25 protein-coding genes are annotated in these 21,525 nt (G+C 28.4%); all 25 read right to left on the bottom strand.

Annotated elements, in window-relative coordinates; all coding sequences use genetic code 11:
* Positions 1–117 precede the first annotated feature (117 nt).
* Complete coding sequence (locus tag QE177_RS03520; RefSeq protein WP_280551356.1) at positions 118–660, bottom strand: hypothetical protein; 543 nt, start codon at positions 658–660, stop codon at positions 118–120.
* Positions 661–882: a hypothetical protein gene (locus QE177_RS03515; RefSeq protein ID WP_280551355.1), complete on the bottom strand. Its 222-nt coding sequence runs from the start codon at positions 880–882 to the stop codon at positions 661–663.
* Entirely contained in the window at positions 860–1,525 is a 666-nt protein-coding gene (locus tag QE177_RS03510) for a hypothetical protein (RefSeq protein WP_280551354.1), read from the bottom strand. The genes QE177_RS03515 and QE177_RS03510 overlap by 23 nt, the downstream gene beginning before the upstream one ends.
* Positions 1,506–2,060: a hypothetical protein gene (locus QE177_RS03505; protein WP_280551353.1), complete on the bottom strand. Its 555-nt coding sequence runs from the start codon at positions 2,058–2,060 to the stop codon at positions 1,506–1,508. The genes QE177_RS03510 and QE177_RS03505 overlap by 20 nt, the downstream gene beginning before the upstream one ends.
* A complete protein-coding gene (gene sctJ, locus QE177_RS03500) occupies positions 2,061–2,852 on the bottom strand; it encodes a type III secretion inner membrane ring lipoprotein SctJ (RefSeq protein WP_280551352.1) in 792 nt (263 codons plus the stop codon).
* Position 2,853: 1 nt separating this feature from the next.
* Positions 2,854–3,153, bottom strand: coding sequence for a type III secretion system inner rod subunit SctI (sctI, locus tag QE177_RS03495; RefSeq protein WP_280551351.1), 300 nt, complete (start codon positions 3,151–3,153; stop codon positions 2,854–2,856).
* A gap of 36 nt (positions 3,154–3,189) precedes the next feature.
* Entirely contained in the window at positions 3,190–3,474 is a 285-nt protein-coding gene (sctF, locus tag QE177_RS03490) for a type III secretion system needle filament subunit SctF (RefSeq protein ID WP_280552202.1), read from the bottom strand.
* A gap of 40 nt (positions 3,475–3,514) precedes the next feature.
* Positions 3,515–4,699: a PrgH/EprH family type III secretion apparatus protein gene (locus QE177_RS03485; RefSeq protein ID WP_280551350.1), complete on the bottom strand. Its 1,185-nt coding sequence runs from the start codon at positions 4,697–4,699 to the stop codon at positions 3,515–3,517.
* Between the two features lie 136 nt (positions 4,700–4,835).
* Positions 4,836–5,093 carry an acyl carrier protein gene (locus QE177_RS03480; protein WP_280551349.1) on the bottom strand — a complete coding sequence of 86 codons (258 nt, stop codon included), beginning with the start codon at positions 5,091–5,093 and terminating at the stop codon, positions 4,836–4,838.
* A gap of 205 nt (positions 5,094–5,298) precedes the next feature.
* Complete coding sequence (locus tag QE177_RS03475) at positions 5,299–6,420, bottom strand: hypothetical protein (RefSeq protein ID WP_280551348.1); 1,122 nt, start codon at positions 6,418–6,420, stop codon at positions 5,299–5,301.
* Between the two features lie 16 nt (positions 6,421–6,436).
* Positions 6,437–7,561 carry an IpaD/SipD/SspD family type III secretion system needle tip protein gene (locus QE177_RS03470; protein ID WP_280551347.1) on the bottom strand — a complete coding sequence of 375 codons (1,125 nt, stop codon included), beginning with the start codon at positions 7,559–7,561 and terminating at the stop codon, positions 6,437–6,439.
* 116 nt (positions 7,562–7,677) lie between these two features.
* Complete coding sequence (locus QE177_RS03465) at positions 7,678–8,769, bottom strand: hypothetical protein (protein WP_280551346.1); 1,092 nt, start codon at positions 8,767–8,769, stop codon at positions 7,678–7,680.
* A gap of 15 nt (positions 8,770–8,784) precedes the next feature.
* The gene (gene sctE, locus QE177_RS03460) at positions 8,785–10,788 is read right to left on the bottom strand and encodes a type III secretion system translocon subunit SctE (protein ID WP_280551345.1); all 2,004 of its coding nucleotides are present in this window, start codon (positions 10,786–10,788) and stop codon (positions 8,785–8,787) included.
* Between the two features lie 28 nt (positions 10,789–10,816).
* Complete coding sequence (locus QE177_RS03455; protein ID WP_280551344.1) at positions 10,817–11,347, bottom strand: SycD/LcrH family type III secretion system chaperone; 531 nt, start codon at positions 11,345–11,347, stop codon at positions 10,817–10,819.
* Between the two features lie 107 nt (positions 11,348–11,454).
* A complete protein-coding gene (locus tag QE177_RS03450) occupies positions 11,455–12,492 on the bottom strand; it encodes an EscU/YscU/HrcU family type III secretion system export apparatus switch protein (protein WP_280551343.1) in 1,038 nt (345 codons plus the stop codon).
* A gap of 9 nt (positions 12,493–12,501) precedes the next feature.
* The gene (sctT, locus tag QE177_RS03445) at positions 12,502–13,272 is read right to left on the bottom strand and encodes a type III secretion system export apparatus subunit SctT (protein WP_280551342.1); all 771 of its coding nucleotides are present in this window, start codon (positions 13,270–13,272) and stop codon (positions 12,502–12,504) included.
* A gap of 9 nt (positions 13,273–13,281) precedes the next feature.
* Positions 13,282–13,536, bottom strand: coding sequence for an EscS/YscS/HrcS family type III secretion system export apparatus protein (locus QE177_RS03440; RefSeq protein ID WP_280551341.1), 255 nt, complete (start codon positions 13,534–13,536; stop codon positions 13,282–13,284).
* Positions 13,537–13,548: 12 nt separating this feature from the next.
* Positions 13,549–14,211, bottom strand: a complete 663-nt coding sequence (locus QE177_RS03435; RefSeq protein ID WP_280551340.1) for an EscR/YscR/HrcR family type III secretion system export apparatus protein — start codon at positions 14,209–14,211, stop codon at positions 13,549–13,551.
* Between the two features lie 34 nt (positions 14,212–14,245).
* Positions 14,246–15,178 (bottom strand): FliM/FliN family flagellar motor switch protein, encoded by a 933-nt coding sequence (locus tag QE177_RS03430; protein ID WP_280551339.1) that lies wholly within the window; start codon positions 15,176–15,178, stop codon positions 14,246–14,248.
* Entirely contained in the window at positions 15,175–16,227 is a 1,053-nt protein-coding gene (locus QE177_RS03425; RefSeq protein ID WP_280551338.1) for a hypothetical protein, read from the bottom strand. The genes QE177_RS03430 and QE177_RS03425 overlap by 4 nt, the downstream gene beginning before the upstream one ends.
* Positions 16,196–16,666, bottom strand: coding sequence for a hypothetical protein (locus QE177_RS03420; RefSeq protein WP_280551337.1), 471 nt, complete (start codon positions 16,664–16,666; stop codon positions 16,196–16,198). The genes QE177_RS03425 and QE177_RS03420 overlap by 32 nt, the downstream gene beginning before the upstream one ends.
* Positions 16,650–17,942 (bottom strand): type III secretion system ATPase SctN, encoded by a 1,293-nt coding sequence (gene sctN / locus QE177_RS03415; protein ID WP_280551336.1) that lies wholly within the window; start codon positions 17,940–17,942, stop codon positions 16,650–16,652. Before sctN ends, QE177_RS03420 begins: the two co-directional genes overlap by 17 nt.
* A complete protein-coding gene (gene spaK, locus QE177_RS03410) occupies positions 17,942–18,343 on the bottom strand; it encodes an SPI-1 type III secretion system chaperone SpaK (RefSeq protein ID WP_280551335.1) in 402 nt (133 codons plus the stop codon). The genes sctN and spaK overlap by 1 nt, the downstream gene beginning before the upstream one ends.
* Positions 18,344–18,360: 17 nt before the next feature.
* Positions 18,361–20,385 carry an EscV/YscV/HrcV family type III secretion system export apparatus protein gene (locus tag QE177_RS03405; protein ID WP_280551334.1) on the bottom strand — a complete coding sequence of 675 codons (2,025 nt, stop codon included), beginning with the start codon at positions 20,383–20,385 and terminating at the stop codon, positions 18,361–18,363.
* A gap of 28 nt (positions 20,386–20,413) precedes the next feature.
* Positions 20,414–21,514: a type III secretion system gatekeeper subunit SctW gene (gene sctW / locus QE177_RS03400; protein WP_280551333.1), complete on the bottom strand. Its 1,101-nt coding sequence runs from the start codon at positions 21,512–21,514 to the stop codon at positions 20,414–20,416.
* Positions 21,515–21,525: the final 11 nt, after the last annotated feature.

The following is a 21,525-nucleotide window of genomic DNA, read 5'->3' as shown; positions in this document are numbered from 1 at the left end:
ATCATAATCATGATGAGAAAATTAATAAATACTAAAATATAATATTTAAATAAAATAAAAGACTAACTTATGATAAACAATTTATTTTTTATAAAAAAGAGCTGACAGCTATTTACATCAACAATTCAAGTAGTTATTTAAACTTTTTTTAAATAAAGCGTAATCAATATCATATCGTGAGATTGTACTAACTTTATTTTTCAACATATAAATGGGTTGATAATCGGGTGCTCCAACTTGTTCAATTTTGCTACAGATCATCTTTTTCTGCTTATCTTGCTGCATAAAATTATTTAAAAAAATCCAAAAAGAGTTATATTCAGCTTTTGTTAAAAAAGCTAAATTTTCAGTCAATAAATCATGATGAGCTTTTCTAGCATAAAAAGTATTTATACGATTTGCATCGTAGTAAGTATAACTTCCAGCTAATGAATAAAGAAAAACACCTTTCTCATATTGATGTAGTTTTATACAATCCACCATTCCCTTATACAAAACAATCGGTGTAGATTTATTTAAATTACCTTTTACCTTTGCACATTGTAGATTGTTATTTAAACCGCTGACCGGTGAATTACTCTGATCAAAAAAAGTATGGCAACCACTGATAATGCCAGAAAAAAATATGATAAGATAAATAAAAATAGTTTTACCTACCATTTATAATCCTTCCTTTTCGCTTTCTTCAGCCTTTTCATATAGTTCACGTAGTTGGGTATATAAAAAAGGATCTACACCAGCTTTTTTATTTACCGCGCCAGAATCATGATAATTTGCAGCTATTTCATTTTCTTTCAATCTATCATCTAATGATTTAGTTGTTTCTGTAATAGGAGATTCTATAATAGATGACACAGTATTATTCATCATCGGAATTTTCATATTTTTTTCCTAAAGGTGAAAGATTATCAATAAGTTGATCAATATTTTCGATCATTTCTTTATAAAAATATTTTTCTTGTATAGATAAATTTATATGTTCTAATATCAAGCTATGTTCAAATCTTATCATATTATCTTTATATTTAATAAGAAAATAGTTTTCAGAATGATAATCAAAAATAATATTTTGTTGTTTGAATTGAATACTATTAATAATTTTATACTCTAATTTTTTATATAATTTTGGCTGAATAATAATAAGTTCATCTTCCTCTATACTAGTGGAAAAACTAGCTAAATAGCTATTAATAAAATGAGCAACTAATTTTTCATCATCAATAATTTTTATCAAACATTGATTAACTTGATTTAGTACTTTTTGCTGAATTGCATGATAAATATCATCAGAATTTTTAAAATAACAGATAATATTGTCAATAATACTTTTTAGCCCAGCTTTGTAGCCGATTAAAAATGCTTCTTTAGTTATTCTATCCGACTCTTTGACTGCATGATTGACTACAACATTGGCATAATTTTCTGACTTTTCAATAATTGAAAATGCTTTAGTATGTTCAGTTAATATCTCTTTTTTTAATAAAACATTATCTATTATACTGAGATTATTGATATCTTTTTGCATATTGAACAGCCAATTTTAATAAGCTAAATTGCGGATTTATTTTAATAAAGTTATAATCATTATTGTTTATTCTAGGAAATAATATCGCCAATCTCTTCATTACTGTTTCTGACAAAAAGTCTTGGAATATAAATATTTCGTTTCTGGCTAATAACCAAAAATCAATATCAGAAAAATTGTTTTTTGCGATAAGAGAAAAATCATCAATAATATTTAACTTACAAAAACTTCTTATATTTTCATCTAATTTGACTATTTTTCCACTGCGGAATAATAGTGAACGATAGCGTAAGCAAGCTAACATAAAGGAAACCTGCAATACTATCTTCCAATTTTTTATAATATATCTTTCAATATAATTGTGATTAAAATTACTATTAATCGGAAGAGAATAAAAATCTATTACTACACTATTAAAAATCGATCGACAAACTTTATTATTAAAAAATAAAGGAAGAGAAAAATGATCGCGATGCATCCAAGATAGCGGATCATATAAAAAAAAATTAATTGTATTACTAGACATCATAACCATTTATTTATTACTTCTATCTTTTATAGAGAGTTTTTCTTTAATGAAATTTGCCATAGAATTATTATTCATCGTAAGTAATGCTGGTGTTTTTCTATTTTTATTTATCAAGAAAAATATAAAACAGATAATTAAAACAAGAAAAATATTAGCAAAAAATAACCATATTAAACCGGATGTTGCATCCTGATGATTGGATATTAGTTTTATTCGATTTATCTGTTCCATTTCTGTGGTAACAACAGATATATCATCGTAACTTACACCATTTACACTATTTTTTAAAAATCTTTTTATATCATTAATTAATAGGTTTACATCTTTAATCGTATCATTATATTTAATTAATGCCGAGACATGATATTTGTGCTCTTTTTTGCTTTCAACACTATTTAACTCATAGCTAATATGCACATGAGCAGTTACGATGCCCTCAATAGAATGTAAAGATTGCGCCAACCTCTGTTCAATTCCTGAATAGAGGCGTGCTTTTTCAGCTAACGGTGAGGATACTAAGCTATCAGACGGAAACATATGCGCAATTTCTAATCTGGGTTTACGTGGTAAACCGTAACGATTAATCAAATCTACCGCCGGAATAAAATCTTCTTTTTCAATATAAATAATATAACCTGATTTTGCGCTCTCTTTTTTATAAGCATCAATATTATTTTGTTGTAATAAAGCTATCACTTCATTAGCTTGATTTTGATCCAAATTTTTAAGTAATTCTTGTTCATTACAACCGGTTAATAACAGCAGTAACAAAATTAAGTTGAGATAAAATTTTTTCATACTAGGTTTTCAATAATGTTTCAACCGCGGTTACTCCTTTGCGAGAGAGCGTTTGTAACAGTGAAAGACGTAAATTATAATCTGCCGTCCTTTGTTGAAGATAACTTAAACACTTTGGATCCGAATAATTTGCAGGGTTATTTGCTACATTCAATATTTGTTCGTATTCCATTTTAGTTGTATAAGATAGCCTAGCAAAATGCGCTATTAAATAATTATCTAAGCCGACCGTGCTAGAATGTAACTTAACAATATCAGTAATATGATTACTAACAAAAGAATTAATAATTTTTGTTATCATAAATCACTCTTAATAAAAAATATTTTCCTAAAAAGTTTAACGGAAATTAGAAATAATATTGTTATCCACATCTTTAAGCGCTTTTATCACGTTAGATTGGAGATTACGATATAAGGTATATTCAGAAAGTAGAGATTGATATTTAGCTAACAACATCGGATTTGATGGATCCTGAGTTAATTCAGCTAAGGTGTCATCAAGAGCTCTATTCATTTCTTTCACACCATTATCAAAGCTGGCCGCTGTTTTAACCAGATAACCACCAACAGACTGTGTTGCATCAAATTTCTCTTGTTTATGACCAGTATTCGCCCCATTAATGTTGCTACCGCCAATTGGTTCCGCCATATAAAACCTCCTGTTAATTTTTATTAAAATAATAGTGAAATGGAGAAGTACGTATATAATTTTTACTACCGTACCTAAAAGATTTATCTTGTAGCCAGTCACTATTTAACTCAATAGTAAAATCAATATAATTTTTTCCCCAATTTTTATAAAAATTATTAATAAATAGCTTTATTGACTGCATTTCCTGATCACTTAAATTATCTAAGATAAAAAAAGTAATGCTATTTTTAGAGACAATTTTTTTATAATTTATTTTTAGTTTTTTAATTCCATTTTCTGAAATATTTTCAATATACTTATCACTAATCGACTTAAAAACCACATTTCTTATAAATAAAAAATCTTTTTTTAACTTTTTGATTAAATAAGATTTTTCTTTATCTGTTAAGCTTGCCCTTTCTTTACTAAGTGATAGGACTGGCTGCTCAGCTTTATCCAGCTCAATAGCATGAAAATAGACTAGCGGAAAATTTTTTCTTAACCAGCTAGCAAGAGCTTTTATTTGCTTTTTTTTCGATAATACTTTCACTTGACTAGCATCATCGCTATTATTTAATAGCTTTCTAGCATGATATACATAACGTTCTTTGTTTGCTAACAGATATATAATGTTATCCTGCCCATAACTTATTCGATAATGTTCTAAATCATTACGTAATAAAACAGAAAGCTTAGATATCTTTCTTTGTTCACTAGTAAAATAAAAATAAGCGCAAATACCTATAACTAATGATATCAATAAACAAAATAATGTAATAACTAAATAATTTTTCTTGGCTGGAGAAAATCTATCTGCCGTTATATCAATAATCGGATAACGGTAATGTAAAACCTCTTCACTAAAGCTATCACCCATGTTACGAATCGCAAACGAAAGATCGTTAACATGGTATATTTCATTCAAGATAATACTTTTTTCATTATCTACATTTTCATTACTGGTTTCCCTAACAATAATATTACCATTACCATTTAATGTATTATTTTTAACAATGATTTCAAAACTATATTCACGATCAATACAAGGAATATAAATAAGATTATTTGGATATAAGTTTCCTTTATGTATCGTCTCAATAGTGTTATCATTTGTGACCATAAAAACAGTATGAAGATTATCAAGCAAAAATTCACACCCAGCTAGTTTTCCATTTAGGATCCTAAAAATAAGTTGCTTATCTTTATTCATCTCCATACAGTTAATACTTATCTAATTATTACTTTTGTCTACAATACATTTTTTTACAAAAAAAAGCATAATCAAATAATCATCAAATTATAATGATAATTAAAAAATGGAAAAGTAATCCATGTAATATTCACTAACGTAATTAATATGTTTTATTTAAAACTAATTCAGATAAACCTAAAAAATTATATATATCACCAACAGTTTCGATACTTTCAATATCTTTACTTGTGAAATTTATTTGATAATAATTTTCTAACTCAATAAATAAATCTATTAACATTAAAGAATCAGCCATACAATCATATAGTAAATGCATTTCTGATGAAATTTCTTCAAGGGATAAATTGAGACTTTTTGCAATAATATTATTTATCATTTTATAATTAAAAGGATCCATGTATTATATTATCTCAGCATAGATAATAAAAAAATTTCATTAAATAAAAATATAGCACTAAATTATAAAACAGAGCGCCATTTTATTAAATTTGACACTTTAAATTATAATTATTAAGAAAAAAATTGTTTTATTTATAATAAAATTATAACTATATTTTATTAATATTTATTCTTTGTATAATTTAGCAATAATAATTACTAAATTAAGTATTTTTTGGATTATACTCTGGTTGAAATTCTAATCGATACTCTGGCTTCCATCCCATAATATATTTAACATTTTGAAAATTAGTCGCCAATGTTTCAAGCGGAGCACTCGCTTCATCTGATAATTGTTGAAAAATACCTTTATTATTTTCAATTGATTGGGCACAAGAGTTATCATTATTGTGATTTTGTGTAATATCACTAGCAGCGATTTCTTCTATACCATATTTGTTTGAAAAATTTAATGAATTAAAAGCAATAAATTCACAATTAACTATATTATTAAAGCGCATCAAAATATCTTCTTCATTTTTGATTGTTAGCATTCTCTTATCATAAAAAATATTAAATCCTGCCGAAAAAAGCTGTCCATTTTCTATTTCACTATCAATTATACTTTGCTCTATACCATACTGCTTAAAATGAGCATATAACTCTGTTAATGCAAGTTCTTTGATATAATCAGAAAATGACAATCCATTTTTATTTATAGTTTCGCTATATCTAGTTAATAAATATTTAGCTATTTTTTGGAATTTAAGCGCATCTTTTACGTAGCTAGTGGTAGTCCCATTTAATATTGTAATATCACATTTATAATCTACTACTTTTTTAAAAAAATCATTAAACTCTTCATATATTTTCTTTTTATTATTCTTAACTAAATCTGATGTTAATATAAAATTATTTAACGCAATAAAAATATAGAGATATTCTTTTTGTTTTTTGTTTAGTTGGCTAAAAGAATGTTTTTTGAAGATCTCCAGACACTGATTTAAAATTAACTGACTGCTCTTTTCTAATCGATCTAATTGACGATCAAAACTCATCAATATTGCTGTTTTTTGATCTGGCATTTTTATCTTAGCTTTATATATACGTTCACTTAATAATACAGTATTACTGTTATTAATACTGCTATTACCTTTATCATTAAAAACAGAAATAGATTGTTTAGAATGCGAAATACCAGCTATCGAATCTCTATTACTATTACCAACTTTCTGGATTTTACTTACGTATACATTTGATGTGTCTTCAGGATAATTAGTTTGACCTATTGGCTGACTAAAATTTGCTGTTAAACTAGCTTTATTAATACAAGATGGATTAGGCATAACTCCTCTCCAATTATTAAATAGTAAGAAATGATTTATTCGATTCTTGTAATTCCCTAATTGTATTGGTCAATATTTTAATGACATTATCGTAAATAGCGTTCGCATTTGAATATTTCTGCGTCACTGTTTGTGAAATGGTTTGCGCTTCTGTTTTAAATTGGTCGAAACCAGATTGCCATGCCGCCCAACGTGCTGAATTATATTTAACATCAGATAAAAATTTTTTGTCACCTTCTTTATCGCTAAGCTTTGGAAAATGATTGATTATTTCATCAATAAAGCTTATATCCATTTTAAGATAAAAATTTATTTTATCACCAAAGATGCATTTTTCGTCATTCAAACCAAGCTGTCTAAACCATGCATCTGCCTCAGCTCGATTTTTTAGATAACCTTCAGCGGGTACCAGCCTTCTATCTTGATACTTCTTTTTCAGCGCTATGAGCTTATCAATTATCTTTTTTGTTTCATCAAATTTAAATTCAATCGTATCTTTATCGGTTTTTATGGCATCTTTAAAGGAGGCAAGTATTTCATTGAGTTCTCTTAGCGCATCCGCATAAGATTTAGCGCTATCCTGAAAAACTTTTAAATAATCTTTATTAATATTAGTAATACATTCATATAAGCTTATAGCTATTTCCCGACTTGATTTAACCTGAGAAACATTAGCATTGCTAGATAAAGAATTTTTTGCGCCTGGTAGATTTTCTTCTTTATATTGATCGATTACACTACGCATTGTTCTAATTTTTCTAGCAGTCTCTTCGCTGTCTTTCCCCTCATAATCCAGACTAGCCAAAAACTGTGCTATTGCCTGATTTTCTATCTGTTGTCCACCACGTAGAGCGTCTGCAGATGACAACAAACGTTCATGATTATTTATCTTTTCCGCTTGTTGATTTGATTTTTCACTACTCGCTGGATTTTCCATTATCTGAATTAACTTTTTATTTTTCCTAACTAAATCTTCATTACGGTTACGCAAATATTTTAGTTGATTTAATCCAACATTCTGATTAGCAATAACCGTTTTTTTATTCCTTACCTGGGAAGAATTACTATCAGCATTATCAACGTTATCATCATTCTTATAAAAAATTGATGCCTGATTTATAAAGGGGTTATAAATTTCCATCTCCATTCCTGTAAGAATCTTGTCTAAAAACCCCAATAAGGGCGCTTAATATTAGCCTTAAATTTCAATAATATTAGTCTAGCAGCTTACTTTTTATCTCGAATATCGTTAATAAATTAACCAATAATTGCTCGGCTAGTTTGAGCTCGACGTCGATATTCTTCCATGAACATATCTAAAATCTGTTTTAATAATGTGATAAATTCATCTTGCGCCTTTTTAGATATTTGCGCTATTTCGTTATAAGCACGTTCTACCGCAGAATCAACCTGCGATTGAGCCGATTTTTCTGCCTGCGCTGTTGCATTCTGCTGTCCAGCCATCTGGCCTACCACTGCCGAATTTTGATTTAGTGCATTTGCCGCCACTAAACCTTTTTGCGCTTGATTTTGCGTTTCTCGTCCAGTCAACTGAAGCAACTGTGCTTTAGTTTGATATTCCTGTGAATTAGACATAAAAGCTGCTGCGGCTTCATTATCCGTACCAGCACGCGATGCATTGTAGGCCGCATTTCTTTGCTCTATTGCATCTGCATTTAATTTAACTGCTTGAGAATCGTGAAGTTTGAGTGACGAATTTTGTTTAGTTAAGCTCTTAATTGACCCAAAGGTTCCAGCACCAGCCATAGTAATAGAAACCATGGCCGTTGTTATTGCTTGTTTTTTCCCTTCCTGAGCCGCCTCGACCATATTATTAGCACTTGATTTGATTGAATCATAGGCGATCTTAACCTCCATATTAGCTAATTGACGACGGGTCTCTAACTGGCTTAAAGCCGCCATCAACATTGCCTGGATTAATTTATCCTGGTTACCGGTATAACCATTGGCCAATTGGGTGATCTCAAAACGATTGCTAACATTTAGGTTTTCATCAATCTCGATGCTCCCTTCTTTACCTTTAACTGTTAGCAAAAAGTTAAATAATTCTGCTCTATTTTCAACATTAGCAAGTAAGCTTTCAACAGCTTCTTTTACATCACTAGCTGAATCTTTTCCGTCAGGCTTGACTGATTTTCGTAATAAAGGTTTTTCCAATTCATCGCTTGTTGTATTTATATTATTTATTATGTTTTTTATATTGGCTGCTGTTGGCACAGATCCAGCTATAGAAGGTTTTTCCTTACTAGAAATAGTCTCTGGATCATCAATATTAGGATGAGTTGGGTATGAGATAGCTTTATTATCAGAATTACTTATTGCTGTCATATGTTCCTCTTTAATTTAAGCACGCAAAGGCTTACTGATATATTTACCAGTATCATTTTGAGCAGTGATTATCTCTGTTATATCAGAAAATAATTTCATCACGCTCTCTTGCTGATGTTTATAAGTTGTAAATAAATGCTGTGAATCATCCATTAAACGGTCAATTTCATATCGATCAAACAACATTGCAGCATTGATATTGGCTTTCTGTAACTCAGCATTAGCAACATTAATTCTTAATCCTCCTTGCGTTGCGGTATTGCTAAACATAATAGCTTGATTAGCCATAGCTAATCTATTGGCGGTAATTCTCATCAAACGATGAATTTCTTCTGGCGTTCTTAGCTTGATATCTTTAAATACCGACTTATTAACGTGTTGCGTCGCCTTTTCCATCATCGCTGAAATCTTACTAGCAACTTGTTCTAACTTTTTAGCAATTTCATCGATTATTTTTTTTACTACCACAGATGTTTGATTACTCATATTCTTTACTACATTTGGAATAATTTTCTTTATTGCCTGAGTAATTGCTTGTTTAGCGACTTGCATAATTGAGTTGATAAAAGTTTGTGACATTTTTTCAAAAAGAAATTTTGCTGAAGATTTCGCCACATAAGCTAAAGCAATCATCGCAGCAACCGCGACCGCCGCAGTTGCAATGCCTTTTGCTATTGACAATAAATCAGTGCCAGCAGCCTTATCGATCTCTTTTAATAAACTACCAAGTGGCGTATATTCTAATATCGCATCGACAACTTTACCTATTATCTCCATTAATGGCATAAAAACATGCTCCATTAACGGACTCATGATCCTATCGGTTAATGATCGACCTGTCGCTTTTTCAGCAATAAAATCTACTGCTAATAACCCTATACCAACCGCCATTAAAGCAATGCCAGCGCCGCCAAATAGCGCACCGACTGCACCAATAGCCATAACCAAACCACCCAGAATTTGTCCGACACATTTGGCTATTTTTTGTGTTTGTTCAGCTTTTTGTACTTGTTGTTCATATTCTTCCGATTTGCGTTTCAGCTCATTTTGATTAGCCGTTGCCCGTTTACGATTGATCTCAAGATCATCCTTTAATTTATCAACAGCACTATTGCCAATAGTAATAATTAATGTTGTTAAAATTTCTAACAACTTAGCTGTGTTTGACAGAGCCTCTTCAATATGATGTTCAATAGGTTTATTGCTTTCTATATCGTTTGCTTTAAATTCACGCAATTTATTTAGTGCATCATCAAGCAAATCAGCACATTGAGCTACATTATTAATAGCAGTTTCACACTCATTTGATTTCACCTCAAATAAGTTATTTATTTCAATTAACTCACTTTCTTTTTGCTGAATAAAATTAGTAAGCGTCTTTATTTCCTCTGCTAACTTTTTTTCTAACAGCAAACTATTTTCAGTTAGATTTTCTTTTATATTTGCTGTTAAATTTTCTTTTATATTTTTATATTCTAGCTGCTTGCTATCTAGTTCATTTTTTTTAGCACTAACTTCATTCTCAAGTGATTGTTTATAAGATTTTAGTTCTCGTAGTTTTATCGTCATGCTATCTAAACACGCTAATTGCTGTTGATATTCACGATTCAACTGATCAATTTCGCTTGATAGTTGATTAGCATTTTCAGTCTTAGCTTTTAATTTAACGTTAAACACTTGAATTCTTAGTTTTAAATTTTCTCCTTGAAGATCAACACTAATTTTTTGCATTTCAGCCAAAAGAAATAATAAATTACCTTTTCCTGATAGTGAAGAATTAGGCTTTCTAATTTGGGGAATATCTATGAAACTATTAGAAATCTCTTTATTATTAGAATCTGATTTTAGAATTAATTCTAACTTAGCTTTATTAGTTAATTGTGTTCTTTCTTCGGGAGAAATAGTCATTTTATTTTTAATAACGCTGGCAATTTCATTAAAATGATCATCATTGACATTTTCATTATTAAAATTATTAGAAAAATTTCTCCTTATATTTAATGTATCTATTTCTCCCATAAAATAACCCCTAATTGTATATATGTTATTATGAAGTTGAACTTTCTGTTTTCACTTCTGATTCTGATAATCTCGTTTCTTTAATAACTTTTCGATAAACTTCCGCTTTTTTTACTAATTTAACATCCGTACTTTCATTACAAACTAAATCAAAACAATAAAGAGCTTTAGCAATATCGCCCATTTGTAAATGGCATTGGCCTGAATAAAAGACAGGGCAATGATTATCTTTTGCCATTACATAAGATAAAGCATAAATATCACAAGCTTTGGTATAATCCTTTTTAAGCTGATAAACAACACCTAAGCCAATGAAATAATCCGCATTTTTCAAATCGTACATACATAGAAATTTAAAAAACTTTTCGGCTTCATCAAGCCTACCCTGTTGATAAAATTCATAAGCATGCGCGTAAATATTCTCTATAACATTTTCATCTATTTCATAGATATCTTTTAAAGTGGCACCCGTATTCATAACTGTCAGAATAGTTTCTTCAAGACCAAAACTATCTTGTTCATTCTGAGTAAGAGATATATTTTCATTATTACAGGGCATAGTAAATCTCCTGAATTGCTATTAGCATTCATTTTCATAATTAAAACAGATAAATAAATCATGTACACATAAATAACGCTCATACAAAAAGTAATTCTTTATGTAATTTAGTTATCCCACTCATTTTCAACTTTTTGCAACCAACTTAGAATTTTAATTACTTCACCAATTTCCTCTAAATTAATAAAAGCATAAAGTTGGTGTGTATTATATATTCGACGTGCTAATGCAATATTTTCTACCACGGGTACGCCCTCTTTTTCAGCATAAGCACGTGCAGCAAGTGCACGTTGATTGGTTTCTAATACCGAAACCATTGGTATTGCAACTATTTGTGGATTTAAATAGATACCGATAATTATATGTGTTGGATTAGCGATCATAAATTTGGAACTCTTAATATCACTTTTTACTTGTTCAGATAAAATCTCAACATGCAATTCTTTTCTTTTTGATTTTATTTCAGGATTTCCTTCCTGTTCTTTATATTCACGTTTAACTTCATTTTTATCCATTTTTAAATCTTTAATGTGAATAAAATATTCTGCAACTGCATCTAAGATTAAAATAATAATAGATGATAATAATAAAATAATAATAAAATCACTAACTAATTCTTTCCAAATTATAAAAATACTTTCAATATTTAAATAAATTTGAGCAAAAATAATTTTTTTATTACTATTCCAATAAATATATGTAACAATAAAAAATATTATGATAAATAAAAATGTTTTAATAAAATCTTTTATAGTTCTAATACTAAATATCTTTTTAATCCCATTAATAGGATTTAAATTATTAAAATCAAACTTTAATATTTTAGTTGCAATTTTAAATCCTGTCTGTGCCATCGTTGTCAGCATAATAATTAATATACATAAAAAAAGAAAAGGTAAAAAAATCTTTAATGCCGTAAAAAAAAGAACAAAAGTATAATTTAGTGGTGTGATACTATGATTATTTTTTAATGTATTTGCCCAAATATCTATTATAGTTGTAAAATTAATATAATTTGTCAAATATAAACAACCTAAAAAAATAAGGCAACTAATAACTAAGTCTTTGCTTTTAAAACTTTTTCCTTTTTGGGCTGCATCTTTTAACTTCTTAGGTGTTGGTTTCTCTGTTTTGTTTGCTGACATAGCTTTCCATTAGATACTGTTTTGTATTAGTTTAAAAGATATTTCCTGCATGATTAATACCGTTTCACTAAAAGATGAAGAAAAATAAATCATCAATATAGTAAAACAAATTAGACTTTTAACAGTTAAAGCAATAGAAAAGGGATTTAATTGTGGAGCATATCGACCAAGCAGTCCAAGCATAATTTCAGTGACCAAAAAAATAATAATTAATGGACTTGCTAACATTACTGCTTTTGAAATGGCATAAGAAATAAAAGTTAAAATATTTGAAATTGATGGAAATTCCATTGAAAAAGGTAGCCACAAACGATAACTATGATGATAAATTTCCAAAATTGTTATAACTCCACCATTAGCTAAAAATAGTGTCACCACAAATAAATTAAAAAAATTAGCCAGTTCGGATGTATCTACACCATTAATAGGGTCAATACTACTACTTAATGTCGCTCCTCTTTGATTATCAATAATATTTCCGGTTATTTGTAAAACACAAAAAGGTAAAGAAATAAAAATAGCAATCATTAATCCAATAATAATTTCTTTTAACAAGATAACTAAATAACTCATCGATTCTAATTGAGGTAATGCATATACATCATATGGCCATACACCCATAGCAATAAATAACGAAAGAGGAAATTTTATTGTGGGAGATAGAATATTGTTAGATAAAAATGGAATAATCGAAAATATTGGAAAAATACGGGATGCTATGACCACTAAATGGGATAAAAAATTATAAATATTAAAATAAAGATTGGTATCTATATGCATAATATTACATCACGATAGGGCTAATTTAATAACTTCATGAGCATAACTTAAAAGAACTTCGCTATACCAACCTGATAGTAAATATAAACATCCCATTACACCAATTAACTTTAACCCAAAAGGCAAAGTTTGTTCTTGTAGTTGAGTTACCGTCTGAAAAAGTCCAACAAACAATCCAATTATTGTTGCAACTATGACGGGTAATAATGAAAATATTAATATTAAATATAATGCTTTATTACTTGCAAAAATAATATTACTCATAATTTTTATACATTATCCTGTTGCTAGTTCAATATACTGAGTTATTAATCCTTTTGATAACAAGCTCCATCCATCTAAACATATAAATAAAATTAACTTTATGGGAACAGATATTGTTACCGGACTCATCATCATCATTCCAAGCGATAATAAAATACTTGAAATAAGTAAATCGATAACAACAAAAGGCAAATATAAATAAAATCCGATAGTAAAGGCGTTTTTTATTTCACTTAAAGCATATGCTGGAAGTAATGAAACAATAGAACTATCATTACCATTTTCATATTGATTATCATTTCCATCATCCGACTTTTGATGTAACTTATCAAAAAATGAGACTAAATCTTTATCTGAATATTTTATTAAATAATTTTTATATCCACTTAGCCCAGAATTTACTGAATTAATAATAGAATCAATATCTTTATAATCTATATTGACCTTATTAAATTCTTGATAACTGGTTTTTACTATTGGCAGTAAGACAAAAAATGATAATATTAATGCAATACCATTTAACACCATGTTAGAAGGAATTTGCTGTAGACCTAAAGCATTCCTTGCCATAATAAAAACAATAGAAAATTTTATATAGCATGTTCCCGTCGCTATAATAAATGGTAATAAGGTAGAAAATGCCAATAGGGTAATCAGAGAAATATCATTATTCATAATTTCTATTTTTACTCTCAATATTAGTAATTGTTTATTTTTCGTTATGAAATAAATGAGTGATCTCTACACCTAATCTATCTTCAATCCATATTATATTTCCTTTTGCAATTAAAACTCCATTAGCAACAACTTTAACATTATTTTCTGCTGCTAAGTCACATGGTAATACTTTACCTTGAAAAATATTTTCTAATTCGGATAAAGGAATTTTGCTTTTTTGTAAAATATATTCAAGGGTAATAGGAATATCATCTTTAGATCTTATTTTATTGCTAGACTCAATTAGAATATTATCCTCATTGATTGTATCATCAATACTTTCATCATAAAAATTAGTATTTACCATATAAACACCATTATCGTTAGTAAAATGACCAATAACTTTGTTCTGAATAACCACATCATACGTTTGCTGATTTACAAATAAAATATCACCCACATTAATCTTATTTAAAGTTATTGCAGTTATATTACTGAAACCCATTCTGAAAATTAATTCCACTGGGATATGATCACATTTATATTTTTCTAATTTATTTACATCATTCAAGTTATTATCAATATCATGGATCCATATATTACCATAATCTGTCCTAAGCATAGCTATAATATTTTTATAATCGCTATCATTACAACTAACTTTTCCATTACTATATATGACATTAAATTCTAATTCATAAGGTAAAAGTTCATTTATTGTATAGCTATTTAAAAAAAGAGCCTCTAATTCTTCAAATTTCCAGGCATACTTAGATAAACCATTTAAATCTGGTTTTATTAATTCTAACCATTCGCTTAAGTCTATGATCCCTTTCCAATTTTTATCAGTAAAAAAAGATAATAAAAATTCTCCATTTGGTAATGGAAATTTTTTTTGACTAATTCCTTTTTTTTGCCATGAAATTAACAATTGTTTAAAATTAATTTCCTTGTGGCTTTTTATAGGAAAATAATTTTTTATCATTCTTCATCCTCGGAAACTATTCGATATTTATCACTTTTTTCATTATCTTCATCTTTATTATCTTGTTTTATAATGAAAAAATTTTTTTCACAACTATTATTACTATTTAAATAGTTATGAATTCTATTATCAACTAATGAATCTGATGGACAAAAGCTAAATAATGGATAATGCTCTAAATTCTTACTTATACTTATATCCACATAATGTGTTTTTCCCCATTTTTTAAAATAATATTTTAACTCTCTATTTTCATTACTATTAATAAAGCTATTTTTTATATTTTTATTTTTTAGTGAATTTTCAAATAAGGGTAACTCTATATTTTTATTAAATGTTTTTTTAGATAACAAAAATGTATTATGATAATCGTAATCATTACTATTTTTATAACTTACGGGTATTGTTTCATAGTTGGCTGTTAAATTTATTTCTTGATTGTGAAATAAATTATTTACGCTACTTTTTTTGTTCTGTCCACGAGATCCTAAATCAATAGTGTCAACTAAAGTCGTTATATAACTAGCATCAACAGGATTACTGATACTTAATTTATTAATAGTATTTTCTTTTTTTATAAGGCTATGTTCATATTTTATAAAGTGTATTTGGCTAGATAATTTATCAGTGGAAATATAATTTTTATGATTGCTAAATTTATCATTCTTTATCTCCTCCCCATTTGCAAAATCGTTAAATATTGAGTGATTACTTGTTATAATGTTTTTTATATTATCTTCAGATAACTTTAAAGACATATCATAACTTTCATTATCTACTATTACACTATCTTTTTCTTCATTTTTTATTAACAAATTAATTTCATTAATATTTCTAGGATAATCAACTTCATCAATTTCATCTTTATATTTATGATCATAAAAAATAGCATTATCATTTGATAAATCAAAATCATTAGTTTTTGTTAAATCAATTTGAGATAATGATTTATTATTTTTTATATTCTCTTTAATAATATCATCTAATGAGCATGTTCTATTTTGCTTTGATTGCATATTATAAATTTTTATTGAGCTTACTTTTGGCATAAAGAACTTCCTCTATTTCATTTTCTTCAATAAGATACTTCCTTTGAATAATTTTAACCATTTCTTTTTTCAACAAAAAAATATACTTTTCATTTTTCATGTGTAAATTTTTTTTAATATTTAATTTTTCTTTTTTTTCTAAAATAATAGCCTGATGGGTAGCTTCCTTTTTTGCTTTCTCCAGTTTTAAATCGATTAATTGATGATTAAATACAGCTTGTTTTCTTTTTATTGCTAATAATTCCTCTTTTGATAAAAATCCTAAATTATTAATATCTGTCAATAAGCTATTTATAAATAAGATTTCTTTATTAATTTCATTTATTTCATCTTCTAATATCATTATCTTATTATCTAATTTTTGCAGTAAAATATCGTTCTGATTTATTTTTTGACATATTAGAGTATGCCTTTTTTTTACATTACGATAAAATCTCATACATCTCCTGTTTTATTGATTCAAAAGATTTTTTTTCATCAGGAGACTGTATAAGCCAATTATTTATTTTGTTATATTTATATAACATTTCATCATTTTCACGGTTTTCACCTTCTTTATATTCGCCTAAATCGATAAATATTTTCAATTCTTCAATTTTACTTAAGATTTTTTTTACTTGAGCGACATGACTCAAATGTTGCTGATCACATATTTGAGAAGCTACACGACTTATACTTTGTAAAATACTAATAGCAGGATAATGACTCTTTTCTGCCAACTTACGATTTAGATAAATATGTCCATCAAGAATAGAACGGATCTCTTCTGCAATCGGATCTGGCTCGTCATCATTTTCTAATAATATAGTATAAAACGCTGTTATTCCCCCTTTTTGCGTAAGCCCCGGCCGCTCCAATAATTTTGGTAAGGCTTCAAATACAGATGCAGGATACCCTCGTCTGGCGGGTGGTTCTCCCGCAGCTAATGCTACGTCGCGTAATGCTCTTGAATAACGGGTTATTGAATCTAAAAATAGTACTACGTTACTTCCAGCATCGCGAAAATATTCAGCAATTGTTGTGGCAACCAGCGCAGCATTTACCCGATCGATTGAAGAGTAATCAGAAGTCGCGTAAACAATGACGCATTTATCGATATAACCAGTTTGTTTCAACGTATCAACAAATTCAGTCAGCTCACGACCCCGCTCACCTATTAATGCGATAATAAAAATATCTGCGCTAGCATGCTGTATCATCATATGTATCAGTGAAGTTTTTCCACATCCAGCAGAAGCAAAAATACCTAATCGTTGACCAATGCCACAGGTGATTAGCCCATCAATCGCTTTAATACCCGTTACAAAGGGATGTTGTATTGGTTTTCTTTGCAAATAATTTGGTGGACTTTGGTTGATACCACGCTTTTCATTAGTTAATAAGTCACTGTTTTCTTTAAAACGTTCAACAATGCGTCCCATTGAATCAATGACACAACCTAATAAATTTGATGAAAGTTTTATGCTAAAATGTTCTTTTGATGGAATAATGACACTCTCTTTTGAGATCCCTATCGATTCACCTATTAGCCCTAGTATTACAGTCTCTTTTCGAAAACCAAGAACTTGTGCCTTAGCAATAATTTTTGTATCGCGCCAATTTTTATGAATATGGCAAATTTCACCAATTTCACAATCAGCAATATTGGCCTCAATCATTGTTCCTAATAGAGACTGAATCTTATATATTCTATGGCTTAAAGTGATTTGATTCATTAATGAAGCATCTCTGAATAATTATTTATTAAATGAAAAAATTCCTCCAATGCGGCAGAAAAGCCTGCTCCATCGGCTAAATATGTTGGTGATACAACGCCAGCCAAATTAATATATCTATTACGAGAAATTAATTGTAACTGTTTAGTCACGGTAAATTGACATTCTTCCATTAATTTTTTTAATATTTTTTCGCTTAATTGATAAATCACATTACTTTCCTCTTCGCAAAGAGGACTCCACAACCATACATAATTATCATCAATACTTATATTGATATCTAATGAATTACTAAATTCTAATGTAATCGTGGAATGTCCATCAAAATCAGAAATTAAATTTTTATCACAACCACTATGTACCAGTGCATCACGAACTAATAAGGCAATATCAATATGCATACTCTCTCCATTTAGCTTTAAATCGTTCTTAATACATTTACGGAAACCGTTTCTGTTAATTCACCAAAAGAAATAACATCTACATTGTTAAATTTGTTTTCAACAAATTTTTTTAAAAATCTTCTAATATCAACTGAACATAAAATTACGAAATCATTATAAGATAAAGGCAGACTATCTAATGCTATTGAGATTTTATCTAATAAATATTCAGACTCTTTAGGTTCTAAATTCAAAAATGCACCGGCCGAGGTATTCCTAATATTACCTCGAATAACCTCTTCATTTTCATTTGATAATAAAATAACGTTTAAATTATTTCCTCGCGAAAATTTATGACAAATATATCTTCCCAATGCACTACGGATATGTTCAACAAGTAAAATAACATCTTTCTCTTTTGGTGCCCATTGTGCAATAGTTTCCATAATTAACTTCATATTTTTTATTGATATTTTTTCATTAATTAGCCGTTGTAATATCTCAGCTATTCTTTGAATAGTTGCATGTCTTACGACTTCTTTAATAAGATCTGGATATCTTTCTTCTAAATTATCAATTTCTTGCTTAGCTTCTTGTATACCAAAATATTCGTGTACATAACGAGTCAGTATATTGGCTATGTTAAAATAAATTTCATCTATATAATGACGGCATAAATAACCTATTTCTTTTATTTTTTCATAATCCGTTTCATTTATCCAAAAATCATTATTAATAGTAATCTTTTCGATCCCAAGATGTTCAATTTCATCTGTTTTATTAATAAGACGATATCCATCACATCTAACATAGAATTGATCTGCTTTTATTTCATTAATCAATAATAATATGGTATTTTCTTCTAAATCATCAGAATCACTTATTATTATATCAGGTAAATTTATTCCATATTCTAAATAAAAATTATTCTTTAATTTGACAGAAATATTTTCTTTCTTTAATTTTTCAAAGACGCTTTTATTAACAACCAAAATTAAAGGGATTGTTTCATTTGTTTTTTTATTGATTACCCCTTGATTATCTATTTCCAAATCCGTTATTTCATTCTTTGCAATTAATGTTGTATCTTCTTTCTTTGGTTTATTTTTTTTAAATTGAAGATAATAGATACTAGCCAATATTGCCGAAATCAATAAAAAAACAATAAAAGGAAAACCAGGTAAACTACCAATGCTCAGTGCAATAATTGCTGAAATAATCAAAATTAAGGGATTAGTCAATAATTGGTTAATTATCGTTCTGCCTAAGTTCTCATTATCACCATTAACTCTGGTAACCACAAAACCTGCCGCAATCGCTATTAATAAAGCAGGTATCTGTGCAACTAATCCATCACCTACCGTCAAAATCGTATATGTAGCCAAAGCATGCGAAAAATCCATATGATGCTGACTAATACCAACACTAATACCACCGATAAAATTTATGAAGATAATAATAATACTAGCAATTGCATCACCTTTGATAAATTTCATTGCACCATCAAAGGATCCATAAAGCTGACTTTCCCGTTCGACCACACTACGGCGACGTTTAGCTTCTTCCGCATCAATAATACTAGAGCGTAGATCAGCATCGATACTCATTTGTTTGCCTGGCATACCATCAAGAGAAAATCGAGCAGCAACTTCGGCAACACGTTCTGAACCCTTAGTAATAACCATAAACTGTACAATAGTCACTATGGCAAAAATGACAAACCCTACAACTAAATTATCAGCAATAACAAATTGTCCAAATACAGCGACAATCTCCCCTGCATCAGCTTCACTTAATATTAATCGGCTTGTACTGACGGTTAACGATAATCTAAATAACGTTGTTATCAATAAAATAGCAGGAAATGATGAAAAATTTAGTATTCTATTTACATAAAAGGAAGATAAAAATACTAGTGCAGATAAAATAATATTTAATGCGATTAAAAAATCAACTAAATAGGTAGGTAAAGGAATTACCAACATTGAAATGATGATAAAAACTAAAATTAATACAAACAGTTCTGAATGTCTTTTTATTTCATTTAGAAAATTATTCATATTTACTCAATTATTATAGTGATTTATACTATCTTATATGAAAAAAAGTATTTAATTTATCTATCAACTGATCTTTTATTATTTCTTTATCATTTTCATTAATGAAAATATATAGTGGTAATTTTTTCACTAAATTATATATTAATTGAGTTATTTTTCCTTTATCTTCATTGCTACTATCTACTTTTAATAATAAATCTAGTAAATCCCCTGTTGCATTAGGTTCCTCAAGTGCGCCAATAAAAAATAATGCTATATTCAACTCCTGAAAGAGAATTGCTTTACTTTTATAGTAGTTAATTAAAGATTCAACAAAGAATTCATCACATGATTTTATTGTCTTTATCTGATTTAATCTTGACAATAGATTACCAAATTCAATTCGACTACAACTGGGATCATTGGAATTAATATCAGTAATAGTTGCATTTTCGATGAACTGTAAAATTATTTTTCGATTTTGTGTTCCATAAGTTGAAATCCAGCTACCATAAATTTGTATCTCAGGCAAATCTGTTTCAATAAATTGTCTATAACTTTCACGCAATAAATAAGGTTTAACATCTATTTTAGAACTAAATATACGTGCTTTAAGTGCAGCATTAATTCCTGATTTTAATCGTTTTTTATTGGTGGTTTGTTCTACATAACTTAATACATCTATAATTTTTTTTCTATTTTTTTCATGCAGCCGATTACGCCTAATTAACGTCCGTAATACAATCACTAAATCACTATCATCAGTTATTAACTTTCTAAGCTGTCCTACTAATTGTTTTGTAATAAGATCGACCCTAGATAAAATATTTACTACTTTATCTATTTTTTGATCGATTTCATCATCTAAAACATTGTCAAATTCATTATAATTTTCTGTTTCAGTTTTTCTAATTAATTCTCTTCGCTGTCTAATTTGCGATAGTAATAGTACTTTCCCTTGTTCATTACCTAATTTTTTTCTTTTTTGATTATATTGATATCTTTCTTCGACTTCACTCTCGCTTTCAGCATCGAATGCTTCCTGCCGATCCACTTTTTCCTGCTCATTCACTTTTTCCATAATTAATTTTTGTCTATGGCGCTGCATATGCTGCACCATATTATAAGAATTATTTATGTTATTATTCATCAATGATTACT

The organism is Arsenophonus sp. aPb, assembly GCF_029873475.1.
GTDB lineage: Bacteria > Pseudomonadota > Gammaproteobacteria > Enterobacterales > Enterobacteriaceae > Arsenophonus.
Note: the sequence above shows the minus strand (reverse complement) of the source record. Positions and strands in the feature narration are given on the sequence as shown.